The 16,489-nt window shown below is 68.0% G+C and carries 13 protein-coding genes; 9 read left to right on the top strand and 4 right to left on the bottom strand.

All coding sequences use genetic code 11. The annotated features are described in order from the left end of the window. The first annotated feature begins 140 nt into the window (after window positions 1-140). Window positions 141-863: an outer membrane protein gene (locus tag D2T30_RS04135; protein ID WP_241651195.1), complete on the top strand. Its 723-nt coding sequence runs from the start codon at window positions 141-143 to the stop codon at window positions 861-863. Between the two features lie 45 nt (window positions 864-908). On the opposite strand, the gene D2T30_RS04130 is transcribed toward D2T30_RS04135, so the two are convergent. The 3 genes from D2T30_RS04130 to ahpC form a co-directional block, all read right to left on the bottom strand. Beyond that, the gene (locus tag D2T30_RS04130; protein WP_128207756.1) at window positions 909-1,814 is read right to left on the bottom strand and encodes a LysR substrate-binding domain-containing protein; all 906 of its coding nucleotides are present in this window, start codon (window positions 1,812-1,814) and stop codon (window positions 909-911) included. A gap of 68 nt (window positions 1,815-1,882) precedes the next feature. After that, window positions 1,883-3,454: an alkyl hydroperoxide reductase subunit F gene (gene ahpF, locus D2T30_RS04125; protein ID WP_128207755.1), complete on the bottom strand. Its 1,572-nt coding sequence runs from the start codon at window positions 3,452-3,454 to the stop codon at window positions 1,883-1,885. An 83-nt stretch (window positions 3,455-3,537) separates the two neighbouring features. Continuing rightward, entirely contained in the window at window positions 3,538-4,101 is a 564-nt protein-coding gene (gene ahpC / locus D2T30_RS04120; protein WP_128207754.1) for an alkyl hydroperoxide reductase subunit C, read from the bottom strand. A gap of 274 nt (window positions 4,102-4,375) precedes the next feature. On the opposite strand from ahpC, the gene D2T30_RS04115 reads away from it, so the two are divergent. The 8 genes from D2T30_RS04115 to D2T30_RS04080 all read left to right on the top strand — a co-directional run bounded on the left by D2T30_RS04115 (window position 4,376) and on the right by D2T30_RS04080 (window position 15,605). Continuing rightward, complete coding sequence (locus tag D2T30_RS04115) at window positions 4,376-5,800, top strand: FAD/NAD(P)-binding protein (protein WP_128207753.1); 1,425 nt, start codon at window positions 4,376-4,378, stop codon at window positions 5,798-5,800. Window positions 5,801-5,929: 129 nt separating this feature from the next. Beyond that, window positions 5,930-7,030, top strand: a complete 1,101-nt coding sequence (locus tag D2T30_RS04110) for a sulfate/molybdate ABC transporter ATP-binding protein (RefSeq protein ID WP_128207752.1) — start codon at window positions 5,930-5,932, stop codon at window positions 7,028-7,030. Beyond that, complete coding sequence (locus D2T30_RS04105) at window positions 7,027-8,019, top strand: sulfate ABC transporter substrate-binding protein (RefSeq protein WP_128207751.1); 993 nt, start codon at window positions 7,027-7,029, stop codon at window positions 8,017-8,019. Before D2T30_RS04110 ends, D2T30_RS04105 begins: the two co-directional genes overlap by 4 nt. Then, window positions 8,016-8,870, top strand: coding sequence for a sulfate ABC transporter permease subunit CysT (gene cysT, locus D2T30_RS04100; RefSeq protein WP_128207750.1), 855 nt, complete (start codon window positions 8,016-8,018; stop codon window positions 8,868-8,870). The genes D2T30_RS04105 and cysT overlap by 4 nt, the downstream gene beginning before the upstream one ends. Next, complete coding sequence (gene cysW, locus D2T30_RS04095) at window positions 8,867-9,700, top strand: sulfate ABC transporter permease subunit CysW (protein WP_128207749.1); 834 nt, start codon at window positions 8,867-8,869, stop codon at window positions 9,698-9,700. The genes cysT and cysW overlap by 4 nt, the downstream gene beginning before the upstream one ends. A 187-nt stretch (window positions 9,701-9,887) precedes the next feature. After that, entirely contained in the window at window positions 9,888-11,513 is a 1,626-nt protein-coding gene (locus D2T30_RS04090; protein WP_128207748.1) for a (2,3-dihydroxybenzoyl)adenylate synthase, read from the top strand. Next, window positions 11,510-11,746, top strand: coding sequence for a phosphopantetheine-binding protein (locus tag D2T30_RS04085; protein ID WP_128183887.1), 237 nt, complete (start codon window positions 11,510-11,512; stop codon window positions 11,744-11,746). Before D2T30_RS04090 ends, D2T30_RS04085 begins: the two co-directional genes overlap by 4 nt. Window positions 11,747-11,759: 13 nt before the next feature. Then, the gene (locus D2T30_RS04080) at window positions 11,760-15,605 is read left to right on the top strand and encodes a non-ribosomal peptide synthetase (RefSeq protein WP_128207747.1); all 3,846 of its coding nucleotides are present in this window, start codon (window positions 11,760-11,762) and stop codon (window positions 15,603-15,605) included. Here the strand turns inward: D2T30_RS04080 and D2T30_RS04075 are convergent, their stop codons facing one another. Beyond that, window positions 15,606-16,478, bottom strand: coding sequence for an alpha/beta hydrolase (locus D2T30_RS04075; protein ID WP_164884198.1), 873 nt, complete (start codon window positions 16,476-16,478; stop codon window positions 15,606-15,608). Window positions 16,479-16,489: the final 11 nt, after the last annotated feature.

Genomic DNA, 16,489 nt, shown 5'->3' with positions numbered 1-16,489 from the left:
CAGCACCAATTTCCTGCCGCGTCCGGTTTGGCTTCGTCCGTGGGCCGAAAAATGCGTTAATGAACGCATTTGTTATTGACCTGTTTCGCAGTGCGGCGAGCGGATGTTTCGCTGCGGGGAACAATTGAATGAGGTGGATCATGACCTATTGGAAGAAAGCCCATGCCGTTCTTCTGACCGTTCCGATGACCGCGGCGCTGACGCTTTCCGCGCAGGCGGCCGGATATTCCATTCCGGTCGTGGAAAGCCCGGTCATCGCGCCCGTTCCGGCGCCGGTCGGCGACTGGCAGGGCGCCTATGTCGGTGCGATGATCGGCTATGCGTTCGGTGGTGATGACACGGTCGCGCTGCACCGCGATGGCGTTGCCTCGGGCCGGATCGGCAAGTTCGAGCTTTCGGGCCCGAATGCGGGGCTGCGCGCGGGCTATACCTGGCAGCGGCAGAGCTGGGTCTTCGGGCCGGAACTGGCGGTCGAGGGCGGCAATGTGAAGGACGACTTCAGCGACGAATACGAGGGCAGCACCAAGCTGAAGAACGCCTTCGCGCTGCGGTTCAAGACCGGCTATCTGGTCAATGACCTGACGCTGGTCTACGGCATCGTCGGCGCCTCGCGCGCGAAGTTCGACTATTCGGTGACCGGCGATGGCTTCTTCGGCCCCGCCAATATCGACGACAGCTTTTCCCGCACGGGCTACATCGTCGGTCTGGGCGTCGAACGCAAGCTGACCGACAGCCTGTCGCTGACCGGCGAATACGAATATGCCAATTATGGCAAGGACCATCTGAACGACGGCGCGGGCGTTTCCACCCCGGCCACGCCGAAGTTCAGCAATATCAAGATCGGTCTGAACTACCGCTTCTGATCCTTCGGGACATTTTCGCAACGGGGCCGCGCCGCGGCCCCGTTGTCATGCGGCGATCAGGTCGCGCTCGGTATCGCGCGCCATGCGGGCGATCTGGCGCAGCACCGGCAGCAGGGCGGAACTGCGCCGCCAGACCATGCCGACCGACCGCGAGGGCGGCGGATCCTCGCGGAACGGCAAGAACCGCAGGTTGCCGTTCGTCGCCAGCGGCCCGCGCGCCGCCAGCATCGGCATCAGGGTGATGCCCATGCCCGCCGCCACCATCTGCCGCAGGGTCTCGAGGCTCGTCGCGCGAAAGCCCGAGGTCTCCCCCGCGCCCCAGCGGCGGCACAGGCTGATCGCCTGATCGCGCAGGCAATGCCCGTCTTCCAACAACATCAGCTTCTGCCCGTTCATATCCTCCAGACAGACATTCGGGCGCAGGGTGAAGGGATGACCCGGCGGCACCGCCAGCAGGAAGGGTTCGTCGAACAGCGGCGTGACCTCCAGCGTGTCATCGCCCACCGGCAGCGCCAGCAGCGCGGCGTCAAGCTGCCCCACCGCCAGCTTTTGCAGAAGCTGGTCGCTCTTTTCCTCGATCAACTGTAATTCCAGCTTGGGGAAGCGCGCGGCGATCTTGGGCACCAGCGAGGGCAGCAGATAGGGGCCGAGCGTCGGGAACACGCCAAGCCGCAGCCGACCCGCCTCGGGCGAGCGGTGGCGTTCGGCGATGGCGTGGATGTCCTGCGCCTCGTTCAGGATGCATTGGGCGCGGGCGACGATTTCCTCCCCGGCGGCGGTCAGCAGCGCCTCGCGCGTGCCGCGTTCGACCAGAACGAGACCGAGTTCCTCTTCCAGCTTGCGGATCTGGGTGGACAGGGTGGGCTGGCTGACGTTGCAGATTTCCGCGGCGCGGCGAAAATTCTTCTGTCGCGCAAGGGCGACGAGATATTGCAGTTCACGCAGGGTCATGCCGGGCCTCATCTGGATGAGGCCAATATAGGCGAATGCCCCGCCCGATGTCAGGCGGGGCAAAGGGGTCAGGCGGCTTTTTCCGCGGCCGGGGCCGTGGCGCGGATCAGATAGTCGAAGGCCGCAAGCGCCGAGGTTGCCCCCGCGCCCATCGCCACCACGATCTGCTTGTAGGGCGCGGTCGTGCAGTCGCCCGCGGCAAAGACACCCTCCATCGAGGTGGCGCCATGCGCATCGATGACGATCTCGCCGCGCGGGGTCAGGTCGACGAGGCCCTTGAGCCAGTCGGTGTTGGGCAGCAGGCCGATCTGCACGAAGATGCCTTCCAGCGGAACCTCGCGGATGTCGCCGCTGATGCGGTCCTTGTAGACGAGGCCGGTGACCTTCGATCCGTCGCCCTTCACCTCGGTCGTCTGGGCCGAGGTGATGATCTCGACGTTCGGCAGCGAGCGCAGCTTGCGTTGCAGCACCTCGTCGGCGCGCAGCTTGCCGTCGAATTCGATCAGCGTGACGTGGGAGACGATGCCCGCAAGGTCGATCGCCGCCTCGACGCCCGAATTGCCGCCGCCGATCACCGCGACGCGCTTGCCCTTGAACAGCGGGCCGTCGCAGTGGGGGCAGTAGGTCACGCCCTTGTTGCGATACTGATCCTCACCGGGAACGCCGGTCTGGCGCCAGCGCGCGCCGGTGGACAGGATCACCGTCCGCGCCTTCAGCGTGGCGCCGCTTTCCAGCGCGACTTCCAGCAGATCGCCGTTGCGGGCGATCCCCTTGGCCTTTTGCAGGTTCATGATGTCCACGTCATATTCCCTGACATGGGTTTCCAGCGCCTGCGCCAGCTTCGGCCCTTCGGTATGGGGGACGGAGATCAGGTTCTCGATCGACATCGTGTCCAGCACCTGCCCGCCGAAGCGTTCCGCCGCGACGCCGGTGCGGATGCCCTTGCGCGCCGCATAGACGGCCGCCGCAGCACCGGCCGGGCCGCCGCCGATGACCAGAACCTCGAACGCCTCCTTGGCGGCGAGCTTCGCGGCCTCTTTTTCGCCGGCCGAGGTGTCGATCTTCGACAGGATCTCTTCCAGCCCCATCCGGCCCTGACCGAAGACCTTGCCGTTCAGGTAGATGGTGGGAACGGACATGACCTGCCGCGCCTCGACCTCGGACTGGAAGTCCGATCCGTCGATGGCCACATGGCGCACGCCCGGGTTCAGCACCGCCATCAGGTTCAGTGCCTGCACCACGTCGGGGCAGTTCTGGCAGGACTGCGAGAAATAGGTTTCAAAGGTGAAATCGCCCTGCAGATCGCGGATCTGGTTGACGATTTCCTGTTCCACCTTCGGCGGGTAGCCGCCGGTTTGCAGCAGCGCCAGCACCAGCGAGGTGAATTCATGTCCCATCGGCAGCCCGGCGAAGGTCAGGTGGATGTCCTGCCCGGGCGAGGTCAGCGCGAAGGACGGGCGGCGTTCCGCGGTGCCGGTCGTTTCGACGGAAACCTTGTCGGAGAGCCCCGCGATATCGTCCAGAAGCGCCATCATCTCGGTGGATTTCGGGGTGTCGTTGGGCGAGGCGACGATCACCACAGGGCGCGTCAGCCGCTCCAGATAGGTCTTGAGCTGGGACTTGATATTTGCGTCGAGCATGGGGAGGTCTCCGGTGATGGGGGGAGGGGAGGATTGCCCGCGGAGGGGGCGCAGGCACCGGACCGGTGCCTGCCAGTAGCGGATCAGATCTTGCCGACCAGATCGAAGGACGGGGCGAGCGTCTGTTCGCCTTCCTTCCACTTCGCCGGGCAGACTTCGCCCGGATGGTTGCGGATGTAGATCGCCGCCTTGATCTTGCGCACCAGCTCCGAGGCGTCGCGGCCGATGCCCTCGGCGGTGATTTCCATCGCCTGGATCACGCCGTCCGGATCGACGACGAAGGTGCCGCGGTCGGCAAGGCCTTCGCCTTCGCGCAGGACCTCGAAGTTGCGGCTGATTTCCTGCGTCGGGTCGCCGATCATCGCATAGTCGATCTTGCCGATGGTGTCGGAGCTGTCATGCCACGCCTTGTGGGTGAAATGCGTGTCGGTCGAGACCGAGAACACTTCGACGCCCAGCTTTTGCAGTTCCGGGTAGTAGTCGGCCAGATCGCCCAGCTCGGTCGGGCAGACGAAGGTGAAGTCGGCGGGATAGAAGAAGAACACAGCCCATTTGCCGGCGACATCGGCATCGGTGACGTCGACGAACTTGCCTTGCTTGTAGGCCTTGGCGGCAAAGGGTTTGATCTTGGTGTTGATCAGGGCCATGGGGGGATCCTCGCTCTGTTTCTGTGACGGGCAGGGGCGACTCGCCCCCGCTTCCGCAATGCAGCATAGTTTCTGCACCTGCATCTGTGAAATTGATTGATCGGTGTGTTTCGATAGTCAACAGCTATCGATTCGCCGCCGCGCGCCATTCCTGCTGTTTCGCCGGCCCGAAAGAGAAATCCCTTCCATCGCGGGGCCGAAATTCGCGTTTAAAGACGATGGAAAAGGTCGATATTCTTGCAGGACCGGATGCCACGGAGCGAAGGAGACTGCGATGCAAGACCTTTCCCATCTGTCCACGCCCCGCGTCGGGCGCCCCGCCGCCGGGGGGCGCATTCTGGTGATCGGCGGCGGCGCCAGTGGCGTGCTGATGGCCGTCCGGTTGCTGCGCGACGATCCGCAGGCTCAGGTCGTCCTGATCGAGGGGCGCAATCCCCCCGGCTGCGGTATCGCCTATTCCACGACGGATCCCGACCATCTGCTGAACACCCGCGTGCGCAACATGAGCGCCTTTCCCGAGGCGCCGGAGCATTTCCTCGACTGGTTGCGGGCGCGGCCCGAGACGCGCGACCGCGACGGGGACAGTTTCGTCGGGCGCGCGACCTATGGCGCCTATCTGAACGATCTGCTTGCGCCGTGGCACCGGGCCTCGGAACGGCTGACATGGCTGAGCCGGGATTGCCTCGCGCTTGAGGAACAGGCGGACGGCGTGGTCGCCACGCTGGACGACGGCGGCCGGATCGGCGGCGCGCAGGCGGTTCTGGCGACGGGCCATGTCCTGCCCGGCCCGGATCCCGAGGGGCTGGTCACCGGCGCCTGGACCCCGGTGCGGGGCATCGCGCCGGAGGGCCGGGTGGTGATCGTCGGATCGGGCCTGTCGATGGTCGATCAGGTGCTGTCCCTGCTGAAATCCGGCCATACCGGGCCGATCCTTGCGGTGTCGCGACGCGGGCAGTTGCCGCGCCGCCATGCGCCGACCCGGCCGCTGGACATCCTGCCCGAACAGGTGCCGCTTGGCGCGCCGGTGTCGGTGCTGTGGCGGTGGGTGCGGCGGCTGGCCGCGCGGGCCGAGGCGGCGGGCGGCACATGGCGCGATGCGGTGGATGGCATCCGCGTCCATGCCGCGCTGATCTGGAAACATCTGCCGCCTGACGCCCGCGCCCGCTTCCTGCGCCACGCCGTCCTGTGGTGGGAACTGCATCGCCACCGCATCCCGCCCGCCTCGGCCGACCGGATCGACGAGGCGATCGCCGCCGGGCGGCTGGTGATCGAGCGCGGCACCTTTCGCGGCGCGACCCGCGGCAATCGCGGCGAGATCCGCGCCCTGATCCACCTGCGCCGCGTCGGCGCGCCGGTCACGCTGGCGGCCGAGGCCATTCTGGACTGCCGCGGCATCCGCCACGATCCCGAACGCCACGCCACGCCGGTGATCCGCGACCTGATCCGGAGCGGGCAGGGGCGGGTCGATCCGCTGCGGATCGGGCTCGATGTCGATGACGACTGCCGCCTGATCGCCCGCGACGGCGTGCCCTCGCAGCGGATCCGGGCGATCGGTCCGGTCTCGCGCGCGGCGTTCTGGGAAATCACCGCCGTGCCGGACATCCGCGAACAGGTCGCCGCCATCGCGCCGGGGATCCTGCAAACGGCGGCTTTGGGGAACGATTCCTCTGTCTCCATGGGCATCGACAGGCGATGGTAGCATATCATTCCGCCACAGGCGGTTTTCGAGAAAAATATTATTCTCCTCGGGCGGAAATGACCCGTTCCCTTTCCTTGTCCCCGCATCGCTTCACCCGTAGGGTCGCGCCCTGACTGCAGGAGACGCCCGATGACCATCACCATTGCCCATCTGACCCGCCGCTTCGGCGAGACCGAGGTGCTGCGCGGCATCGACCTGTCCGTGGAAAAGGGCGAACTGGTGGCGCTGCTCGGCCCTTCGGGATCGGGGAAGACCACGCTGCTGAAGATCATCGCCGGGCTCGACTGGCCCGATGCCGGAGTGCTTGAGGTCAACGGCGAGGACTGGCTGCAGAAGAAGGCGCAGGATCGCCGCATCGGTTTCGTCTTTCAGAACTACGCGCTGTTTCCGCATATGACGGTGCGCGATAATATCGCCTTTGGCCTGACCGTGCGGCCGCGCGACACCCGCCCCGCCCCCGCCGCCATCGCCGGAAAGGTGACCGAGCTGCTGCAATTCCTGCAGATCCCGCAGCTTGCCGACCGTTTCCCGGCGGAGCTGTCGGGCGGACAGCGGCAGCGGGTGGCGCTTGGCCGGGCGATGGCGATCGCGCCGGAGCTGCTGTTGCTCGATGAACCCTTCGGGGCGCTCGACGCGCAGGTCCGCCGCGATCTGCGCCGCTGGCTGCGCGAGGTGCTGCAACAGGCGGGCTCGACCACGATCTTCGTGACCCACGATCAGGAAGAGGCCTTCGAACTGGCCGATCGCGTCGTCGTCATGGGTGCGGGCCGGATCGAGCAGGTTGGCCGCCCCGAGGAAATCCACGACCATCCGGCCACGCCCTTCGTGGCGCGCTTCCTTGGCATGACGGTCGAACTGCCGGTGACGCTGCATGCCGGGCGGGCCGGGGCGCCGGGGCTGGATACCGCGTCGCTGCCGCGGGTGGCGATGGCCGACGGCCCGGCGATGCTGTTCCTGCGCCCGACCGACATCACCCCGGTGCCGGACCCGCAGGGCCGGTTCACCGTAGCCGATGTCACCTCGACCGGGGCGCTCCTGCGCCTGCGGCTGAAGGATGACCTGACCAGCGCCGAACCAGAGATCGAGATCGCCCGCCGCCTTGCGCCGCCGCTGCGGGCGGGCGCGCGCATCCACCTGCGCCCCGAAGCCGGGCGCCTGTTTCCCGCGACGGCCGGCATCCCGCCCGCCGTCGCCCCCGCAATCAAAGCCCTCAAGGAGTCGTCCCTATGAAAACCCGTCTCATCGCCGCTGCGCTGGCGCTCGGCTTTGCCGTTCCCGCCTATGCGCAGGACAGCATCCTCAACGTCTCCTACGACGTGGCGCGCGAGCTGTTCCAGCAGATCAACCCGGAATTCGCCAAGGAGTGGAAGGAAAAGACCGGCCGCGACGTGACGATCGACCAGTCGCATGCCGGTTCCTCGGCGCAGGCGCGCGCGATCCTCGAAGGGCTGCCCGCAGATGTGGTGACCTTCAATCAGGTGACCGACATCGACGTGCTGGCGAAAGGCGGCCTTGTCGACGAAAACTGGCGCGAGGAATTCCCCAATCAGGCCTCGCCCTATTATTCGCTGCCGTCCTTCCTTGTGCGCAAGGGCAATCCCAAGGGCATCAAGGACTGGGATGACCTCGTGCGCGACGACGTGAAAGTGGTCTTCCCGAACCCCAAGACCTCGGGCAATGCGCGCTACACCTATCTGGCGGCCTATGCCTATGCGCTGGACAAGTTCGCGGGCGATCAGTCGCAGGCGCAGGATTTCGTGAAGAAGCTTTTCGCCAACGTGCCGGTCTTCGACACCGGCGGACGCGGCGCGACCACGACCTTTGCCGAAAAGAACATCGGCGACGTGCTGATCACCTTCGAGGCGGAAACCGGCGGCATCGCGAAACAATATCCGGATCTGGGCTTTGAGCGGGTCGCCCCCTCGCTGTCGCTGCTGTCCGAATTCCCGGTCGCGGTGGTCGAGGAGAATGCCAAGAAGAAGGGCACCGAAGAGGTTTCCAAGGCCTATCTGAACTTCCTCTACGCACCCGAGGGGCAGAAGATCCTCGCGCAGAACTTCTACCGCGTGAACGACGAAACGGTGAAGGCCGAATTCGCCGCGGACTTTCCCGAGGTGAAGCTGGTCTCCGTCGAGGATGTCTTCGGCGGCTGGACCAAGGTCCGCGCGGAACATTTCGCCGAGGGCGGCATCCTTGACAAGCTGCTCGTGAACCAATGACCACGGTGGCTGCGGCAGCGCGGATCCGGCCGAAGCGGGTTTTGCCCGGCTTCGGCCTCACCATGGGGGTGACGCTGTCCTATGTGGGGATCATCGTGCTGCTGCCGCTGGCGGCGCTGGTGCTGAAAGGGGCCGAGATCGGCCCCGAACGGTTCTTTGCGATCATGACCGCGCCGCGCACGCTGGCCGCGCTGAAGCTGACCCTGTCGGCGGCGGCGATGGCCACGGCCTTCAACGCGGTCTACGGGCTGCTGATGGCCTGGGTGCTGGTGCGCTATGACTTTCCGGGGAAGCGGATCCTTGATGCGCTGATGGACATTCCCTTCGCGCTGCCGACGGCGGTGGCGGGGCTGGCGCTGTCGGCGCTGTTCGCGGGCAATGGCTGGTATGGCGCGCTGCTCGAACCGATGGGCATTCAGGTGATCTTCACCATCTGGGGCGTGGCCTTCGCCATGGCCTTCACCTCGATCCCCTTCGTCGTGCGCACGGTGCAGCCGGTGCTGGAGGATCTCGATCCGCAATACGAGGATGCGGCGGTCACGTTGGGTGCGCATCCGTTCACGATCTTCCGCCGGGTGGTGTTCCCGGCGATCCTGCCGGCGTTCATGGTCGGCGTCACCCTGTCCTTCGCGCGGTCTTTGGGGGAGTTCGGGGCGGTGGTCTTCATCGCCGGCAACCTGCCGATGAAGACGGAAATCGCCTCGCTGCTCGCGGTGATCCGGCTTGAGGAATATGACTACAACGGCGCCGCGGCGATCGCACTGACGCTGTTGATGATCGCGCTGGTGCTGCTGGTCGCATCGAACCTGCTGCAGGCACGGGCGCTGCGCTACAAGGGGAGGGGGGCATGAGCCACCTCGACGTCGCTCCGGGCGCGCTTGCGCCGCGCGAAAGCCGCACCGTGCCGCGCCTGCTGATCGGGCTGGCGCTGGTGATGACGGCCTTGTTCGTCGTGGTGCCGCTGGTCTACATCTTTCACCGCGCCTTCGCGGCGGGGTGGGGGGTGTTCGTGCGAAACATCCTCGAACCCGGGACGCTTCACGCGATCTGGCTGACGGCGCTGGTGGCGCTGATCACCGTGCCGCTGAACATCGGCTTTGGTGTCGCCGCCGCATGGGCGCTGTCGCGGTTCGAGTTCCGCGGCCGCAAGACGCTGCTGACGCTGATCGAGATCCCGTTTTCCATCTCCCCCATCATCGCGGGGATCTGCTACCTGCTGCTCTACGGGCGCACCGGGCTGCTGGGGCCGTGGCTGAACGAGATGGATATCAAGATCCTCTTCGCCGTGCCGGGGATCGTGCTGGTGACGATGTTCGTCACCTCGCCCTTCGTGGTGCGCGAGGTGCTGCCGCTGATGCAGGCGCAGGGATCGGAACAGGAACAGGCGGCGGTGACGCTGGGGGCCTCGGGCTGGCAGATCTTCCGCCGGGTGACGCTGCCGAACATCCGCTGGGCGCTGTTGTATGGCGCGGTGCTGTGCAGCGCGCGGGCGGTGGGCGAATTCGGCGGGGTGTCGGTCGTCTCCGGCTCGATCCGCGGGCAGACGCTGACCCTGCCATTGCAGATCGAGCTGCTGTTCAACGATCTCAACACCGTCGGCGCCTTTGCCGCGGCCTCGGTGCTGACGCTGCTGGCGCTGGTCGTGCTGGTGCTGAAGACGGTGATGGAGGCGCGCCGCTGAGAGCGGTGCGCTTCGGCACGGAAGCAGGGGGCCAGCCCCCTCTTGGCCTGCGGCCAATTCACCCCCGGGATATTTATGGAAGAATGAAGGGAGAAGGCGCGTGCGGCGCGGCATGCGCATTGGAAGTTGACTGTTTTGATGGGGATTGGTAGCGGCAGGGGGAAGGATGAGAGGCCCCGGAATGTCGATGAACGATCCCCAGCAGATCTGGCCCGAAGAGTTCGCGGCGCGCTACCGCGCCGAGGGCTATTGGCGGGGCGAGACCTTCGGCATGATGCTGGACCGGCTGGCCGGGGAATTCGCCGGCCGGATCGCGGTGGTCGATGCCGCTCATCGCTGGAGCTATGCCGAACTGGCCGAGCGGGCGCGCGTCGCGGCGGCGGGGTTCGCGGCGCTTGGACTGAACCCCGGCGACCGGGTCGTGGTGCAGATGCCGAACCGGGCCGAGTTCCTGTCGGTGGTCTTCGGGCTGTTCTACGCCGGGCTGGTGCCGGTCTATGTCCTGCCCGCGCATCGGGAAACCGAGGTCCTGCATCTGGCGGCGAAATCCGGCGCGCGCGCCTATGTCTGCGCCGACCGGCATGACGGGTTCGACTATCGCCCGCTGGCCCGTGCGCTCAAGGCCGCGGTGCCGGCGATCGGCCCGGTGGTCGTGGTGGGCGAGGCGGAAGAGTTTATCCCCTTCGACGGCTTCACCGGCCGGATGACGGCGCCGGTGCCGCGCGATCCGGGCTCGGTCGCCTTTTTGCAGATCTCGGGCGGCTCGACCGGGCTGCCGAAGCTGATCCCGCGCACGCATGACGACTATATCTACAGCTTCCGCGCTTCGGCCGATATCTGCGGCGTGACGGCGGACAGCGTCTATCTGGTGGCGCTGCCGGCGGCGCACAATTTCCCGATGTCCTCGCCGGGGTTCATGGGGGCGCTGATCGCGGGCGCGCGCGTGGTGATGGCGCCGAACCCCGCGCCCGAGACCTGTTTCGCGCTGATCGCGCAGGAAAAGGTCACCCATGTCGGGCTGGTGCCGCCGCTGGCGCTGCTGTGGATGCAGGCTGCGCCGCGCACGAAGCATGACATTTCCAGCCTTCAGGTGCTGAACGTCGGCGGGGCGAAGTTCATGCCCGAATCCGCCGCCCGTGTGCGCCCGGTGCTGGGCTGCACCCTGCAGCAGGTCTTCGGCATGGCCGAGGGGCTGGTGAACTACACCCGGCTCGACGATCCCGAGGATATCATCACCCAGACGCAGGGTCGCCCGATCAGCCCGGACGATGAGGTGCTGATCCTCGACGACGCGGGCCAGCCGGTGCCCGAGGGTGAACCGGGCAACCTCTTCACCCGCGGCCCCTACACGATCCGCGGCTATTACGAGGAACCGGCGGCCAATGCGCGCTCCTTCACGCCGGACGGGTTCTACCGGACGGGCGATGTGGTGCGGCGCCTGCCCGGCGGCTATCTTGAGGTGCGCGGCCGCGCCACCGACCATATCAACCGCGCGGGCGAAAAGATCTCGGCCGAGGAGGTCGAGGATCACCTGCTGGCCCACCCGGGCGTCTTCGACGCGGCGGTGGTCGCGGTGCCGGACAGGTTTCTGGGAGAAAAAAGCTGCGCCTTCGTCATCCGGACCGAAGGCGCCGACCTGACCGTGCGCGAGCTGAAATCCTTCGTGCGCGGGCGCGGCATCGCCGAGTTCAAGGTGCCGGACCAGATCGTCTTCGTGCCGGAATTCCAGACCACCGCCGTTGGAAAGATCAGCCGCAAGGCCCTGCGCGCGGCGCTGAAGGAAAAATACCTTTCCGAAGGGAACGGATCATGAGCCTGACTTTCGACCAGATGCACGCGGATGTGGCGCGCGCGCTTGACCTGACGCCCGCCGAGCTTGGGGTAGAGGACAATCTTTACGACCTTGGGCTGGATTCCATGCGGCTGATGACGCTGGCGATGGAATGGCAGGAACAGGGCGCGGATCTGGATTTCGGCCTGCTGCTGGAAAGCCAGACGCTGGCCGACTGGTGGGCGGCTCTTGAGGCGCAGCGCCAGAGTGCCTGAGGATTCGGCCCAGATGCGCCCGGTCTCGGAGCTGCCGCTGACCGAGGCACAGGAGGGCCTGTGGTATGCGCAGGCGCTTGACCGGGGAAATCCGGTCTATATGACCGGGCAGTTCATCGCGCTGACCGGGCCGCTGGACCGCGATCTGTTCCGGCAGGCTTTCGACGCGGCGGTGGCGCAGAGCCCGGCGCTGCGGCTGCGTTTCGCCCTGCGCGATGGCCGCCCGGTGCAATGGCTGGCCGATGCGCCGCCCGCGCTGCGCCTTGTGGACCTGAGCGATTATGCCGATCCGGAGGGGGAGGCCCGCGCCCGCATGGCCGCGGATGACACCCGCGCCCCCGATCTGGCCCAGGGGCCGGTGGCGGAATTCACGCTCTATACCCTCGGGGCGGAGCGGCATTTCTGGCACGAACGGATCCATCACCTTGCGACGGACGGCTTCGCCTTCGTGCTGTTCACCAACCGGGTGGGGGAGATCTATTCCGCGCGGGTCGCGGGGCGGGCCGCCCCCGCCGCCTTCCCGGATCTGGCGCAGGCGCTGGAGGAAGACGCGGCCTATCGTGCCTCGGACCGGCGCGGAGCGGATCGCGCCTTCTGGCTGGACGAGATGCGCGGGCTTGAGGCCGTCGCGGGCCCGGCCGAGGGGCGCGCCGTCACCGCCCGCGCCTTCAACCGCGCGCGGCTGGATCTGGATGCCGGCCTGTGCGCCGCGCTGCGCGCCCGCGCCAAACGGGCGGGGGTCGGCTGGCCCGACGCGCTGACCATCCTGACCGCCGGCTGTCTCGCGCGTGTGTCGGGGGAGGGCGAGCGGGTCTTTGGCCTGCCGTTCATGGCGCGGCTTGGCACCAAGGCGGCGCGGGTGCCCTGCATGTGGATGAACGTCCTGCCGTTCCGCTGCGACCCGGATCAGGATGCGCCGCTGGATGCGGTTCTGCAAAAGGGCGCCGCGCATCTGGCCGAACTGCGCCGCCACGGCCGCTATCGGTCCGAGCAACTGCGCCGCGACCTGCGCCGCACGGCGATCGAGGCGCGGCTTTACGGCCCGCTGATCAACGTGCAGCCCTTCGACATGCCGCCGAAATTCGCCGGGTTGCAGGCGGATCTGCATATCCTCGGCGCGGGGGCGGTGGACGATCTGACCGCGACCTTCCGCGGCGATGCCGTGGCGGGCCTGTCGCTGGAGATCGACACCAACCCCGCCCTATACACCCGCGCGGGCGGCGAGGCGCATGCCGCGCGGCTTGCCGCCTTCCTGCGGGCGGCGCTGGCGGCGGAGCGGCTGGCCGAGGTGCCGACCGTGACCGGGCCGGAGGCCGCGTGGCTGGCCGGGCTGAACGCCACCCACCACCCGGTCCCCGATGTGACCCTGACCGAACTGATCGAGCGGCAGATGCGCGCGACGCCCGATGCCCCGGCGGTCGTCTTTGGCGATACGGTTTTGAGCTATGCCGAGCTTGACCGCCGTTCCGCCGCGCTGGCGGCGGCGCTGCGCGCACGCGGGGCGGGAGCGGAGGCGGTCGTGGCCGTGGCGCTGCCGCGCTCCGAACATCTGGCCGTCGCGCTGGTCGCCGTGCTGCGCGCGGGAGCGGCCTATGTGCCGCTAGACCCCGACAATCCGCCCGCGCGGCTGGCCGGCCTGATCGCGCGCACCGGGGCCGTCGCGCTGCTGGCCGAGGGCGATCTGGATGCGGGTGGGATGGCGCCGTTCGCGCCCGCCGACTGGCCCGCCGAGGGCGCGGCCCCCGCGGGCGGCGCGGCACCCGGAAATCTGGCCTATATCCTCTTCACCTCGGGCTCGACCGGCGAGCCGAAGGGCGTGATGATCGAACACCGCGCCATCGTGAACCGGCTCCTGTGGATGCGCGACCATTACGGCATCGGCGCCGCCGACCGCATCCTGCAAAAGACGCCGACGACCTTCGATGTCTCGGTGTGGGAGCTGTTCCTGCCCTTCCTCGCCGGGGCCTCGCTGGTCTTCGCCCCCCCCGGCGCGCATCGCGACCCGACCGAGATCGCCCGCCTGATCCGCCGTCACGGCATCACCACGATGCATTTCGTGCCCTCGATGCTGTCGGCCTTTCTGGATTCCCCGGCGTCCGAGGGGCTGTTGCTCACCCGTGTCTTCTGCTCGGGCGAGGCGCTGACGGCGGAGCATCGCGCCCGCTTCCACGCGCGGCTGACGGCGGAGCTGCACAACCTTTATGGCCCGACCGAGGCGGCGGTGGATGTCACCTATTGGGATGCCGGGGCGGGCGACAGCTCGAACCCGATGCCGATCGGGCATCCGGTCTGGAACACGCAGGTCCATGTGCTGGATGGCCGGATGCGGGGGCTGCCGCCCGGGGTGCGGGGCGATCTGTATCTGGGCGGGGTGCAGCTTGCGCGCGGCTATCTTGGCAGGCCCGATCTGACGGCGGAACGGTTCGTGCCGAACCCGTTCGGGGCCGGGCGGCTTTATGCGACGGGCGATGTGGCGATGCTGCGCGCGGATGGGGCGGTGGTCTATCTGGGCCGTTCCGACCATCAGGTGAAGATCCGCGGCATGCGCATCGAACCCGGCGAGATCGAGGTGGCTATCCGCGAAACCGGCCTTGTGCGCGATGCGGTGGTGCTGGCGCGGGCGGATCGCGGGGCGGATCCGCGCCTTGTCGCCTATGTGCTGGCCGATGCGGGCTTTACCCCTGATACGCTGAGCGCGGCGCTGGCCGGGCGGCTGCCCGCGCATATGGTGCCCGCGGCGATCGTCGCGCTGGACGCATGGCCGATGACGGTCAGCGGCAAGCTCGACCGCAAGGCGCTGCCCGCGCCGGTCTTTGCGCTGGCGCAGGGCACGCCGCCCGAAGGCCCGGTCGAGGCGCGTCTGGCCGCGCTCTTCCGCGAAACCCTGCATCTGCCCGACCTGCCGGGGCGCGAGGCGGATTTCTTCACCCTCGGTGGCGATTCCCTGTCCGCCGTGGCGCTGTGCCTGCGCATCGACGAGGTGTTCGGCCGCGATCCGGGGCTGGGCCAGTTGTTCGAGACGCCGACCATCGCCGGGCTCGCCCGCGCCATGAGCCTGATCGACGAGGCGCGATCCGGCCTTGCCCCCGTCCTGCCGCTGGGGCGCGAAGGGCAGGGGGCGCCGCTCTTCATCCTGCATCCGGCGGGGGGGCTTGGCTGGTGCTACCGGCGGCTCGCGCGGGCGATCCGGCCCCTGCGGCCGGTCTACGCGTTGCAATCGCCGCTGCTCGAAGGCGGGGATTTCCCGGCGAGCCTTTCGGACCTTGCCGCCGATTACCTGCGCCGGATCGAGGGTATCGCCGCCGACGGCGTGATCCATCTGGCGGGCTGGTCGGTGGGCGGCATCCTCGCGCAGGAGATCGCGGTGCAGGCCCGCGCGCAGGGCCGCCGGGTGGGGCTGGTGGCGCTGCTGGACGCCTATCCGGCGGAATGCTGGCGGGCGGAGCCGGAGCCCGATCCGGTCGCCGCGCTGCGCGCCCTGCTGACCATCGCCGGGCACGATCCCGATGCACATCCCGAGCTGGACAGCCGGGCGGCGGTGGTCGGGTTTCTGCGGCAGGGCGGCACGCCCTTGGGCAGCCTGCCGGAGCCGGTGCTGGACGCCGTGGTGCGGCTGGTGACGGGCACCAACCGGCTGATCCGGGCGCATCACGAGCGCCGCTACGATGGCACGCTGACCCATATCCGCGCCGCGCGCGACCATGCGGGGCGGGGCTTTACCGCCGACCTCTGGACCCCTTATGCCGCGCGGATTCAGGCGCTGGACCTGCCGCTTCTGCATGCCGAGATGGTCTCGCAGCCCGCGGCCGACCGGCTGGGGCCGCAATTCACGGCATGGATGGCGGCGGCGGAGGCCTGACTATTCCGCCGCGCGCCGCAGCGCGCCGGGCTGCGAGGATGGCAGCGTGGCGATATGCACCGCGCCTTCATGCACCTCGCTGCTGAAGATCACCCCCGGTTTCGCCGCGAGCCTGTCGGCCAGCGCCATGGTGATCGGCGGCGGCCCGATCGGCGGCGGGGTGGCGGTGCCGGTGCGCTGCTCCCGGTCGCCAACGACCAGATGGATGGGCGTCGGCTGCGCGGGGTCAAAGCGCGCCTGCGCGACCAGATCCTGCATCAGCGGCTCGTTCCACCAGATCGAGGGGCTGGCCGGCATGTAACGCGCAAAGGCGCCGGGCCGGGTCAGCGCGACGAACAGCGTGCACAGCCCGCCAAGCGAATGGCCCCAGAGGCTGCGCCGCGCCGGATCGACCGCCAGCCCGCTTTCCGCCGCCTGCCGCAAGGGGCCGGTCAGCGCATCCGCGAAACGCTCCGCCCCGCCCGCGATCCGTCCGCCGTGATGCGGATCGGCGAAAGGCGCGCCGCCCGGCACCTTCGGCGGCGTATAGTCGAACACCCGGTCGTTGCGCGCGAATTGCGCATCGCCCGCATAGCCGATCCCGATCACCGCCAGCCCCGGCACGCCTTCCAGAAGACCGGGGGTAAGGTAGTCGAAGGCCGCCGTTCCATCCAGCATGTAAAGCACAGGAAATCCGCGTTTTTCCGGTTTCGCGCGGGGTATGGCGCGAAAAACGCGAAAGGGCAGGGATTGCGGATCGGTGGGCAGCCGCGCTGGATGCGGCAGGGTGATTTCCGAAATCTCATGCGTCGCCACCGGCTGGCGCAGGATGTCGAGCGTCGCCGCCCGGCCGCGATACGGGGGCAGCGGTTTCGGGGATATGTCGGAGGCCATGACTCTCGGGA

This window comes from Paenirhodobacter populi (genome assembly GCF_004022215.1).
GTDB classification, from domain to species: domain Bacteria; phylum Pseudomonadota; class Alphaproteobacteria; order Rhodobacterales; family Rhodobacteraceae; genus Rhodobacter; species Rhodobacter populi.
The sequence above is the reverse complement of the archived record's forward strand: the minus strand, read 5'-3'. Positions and strand labels throughout refer to the sequence as shown.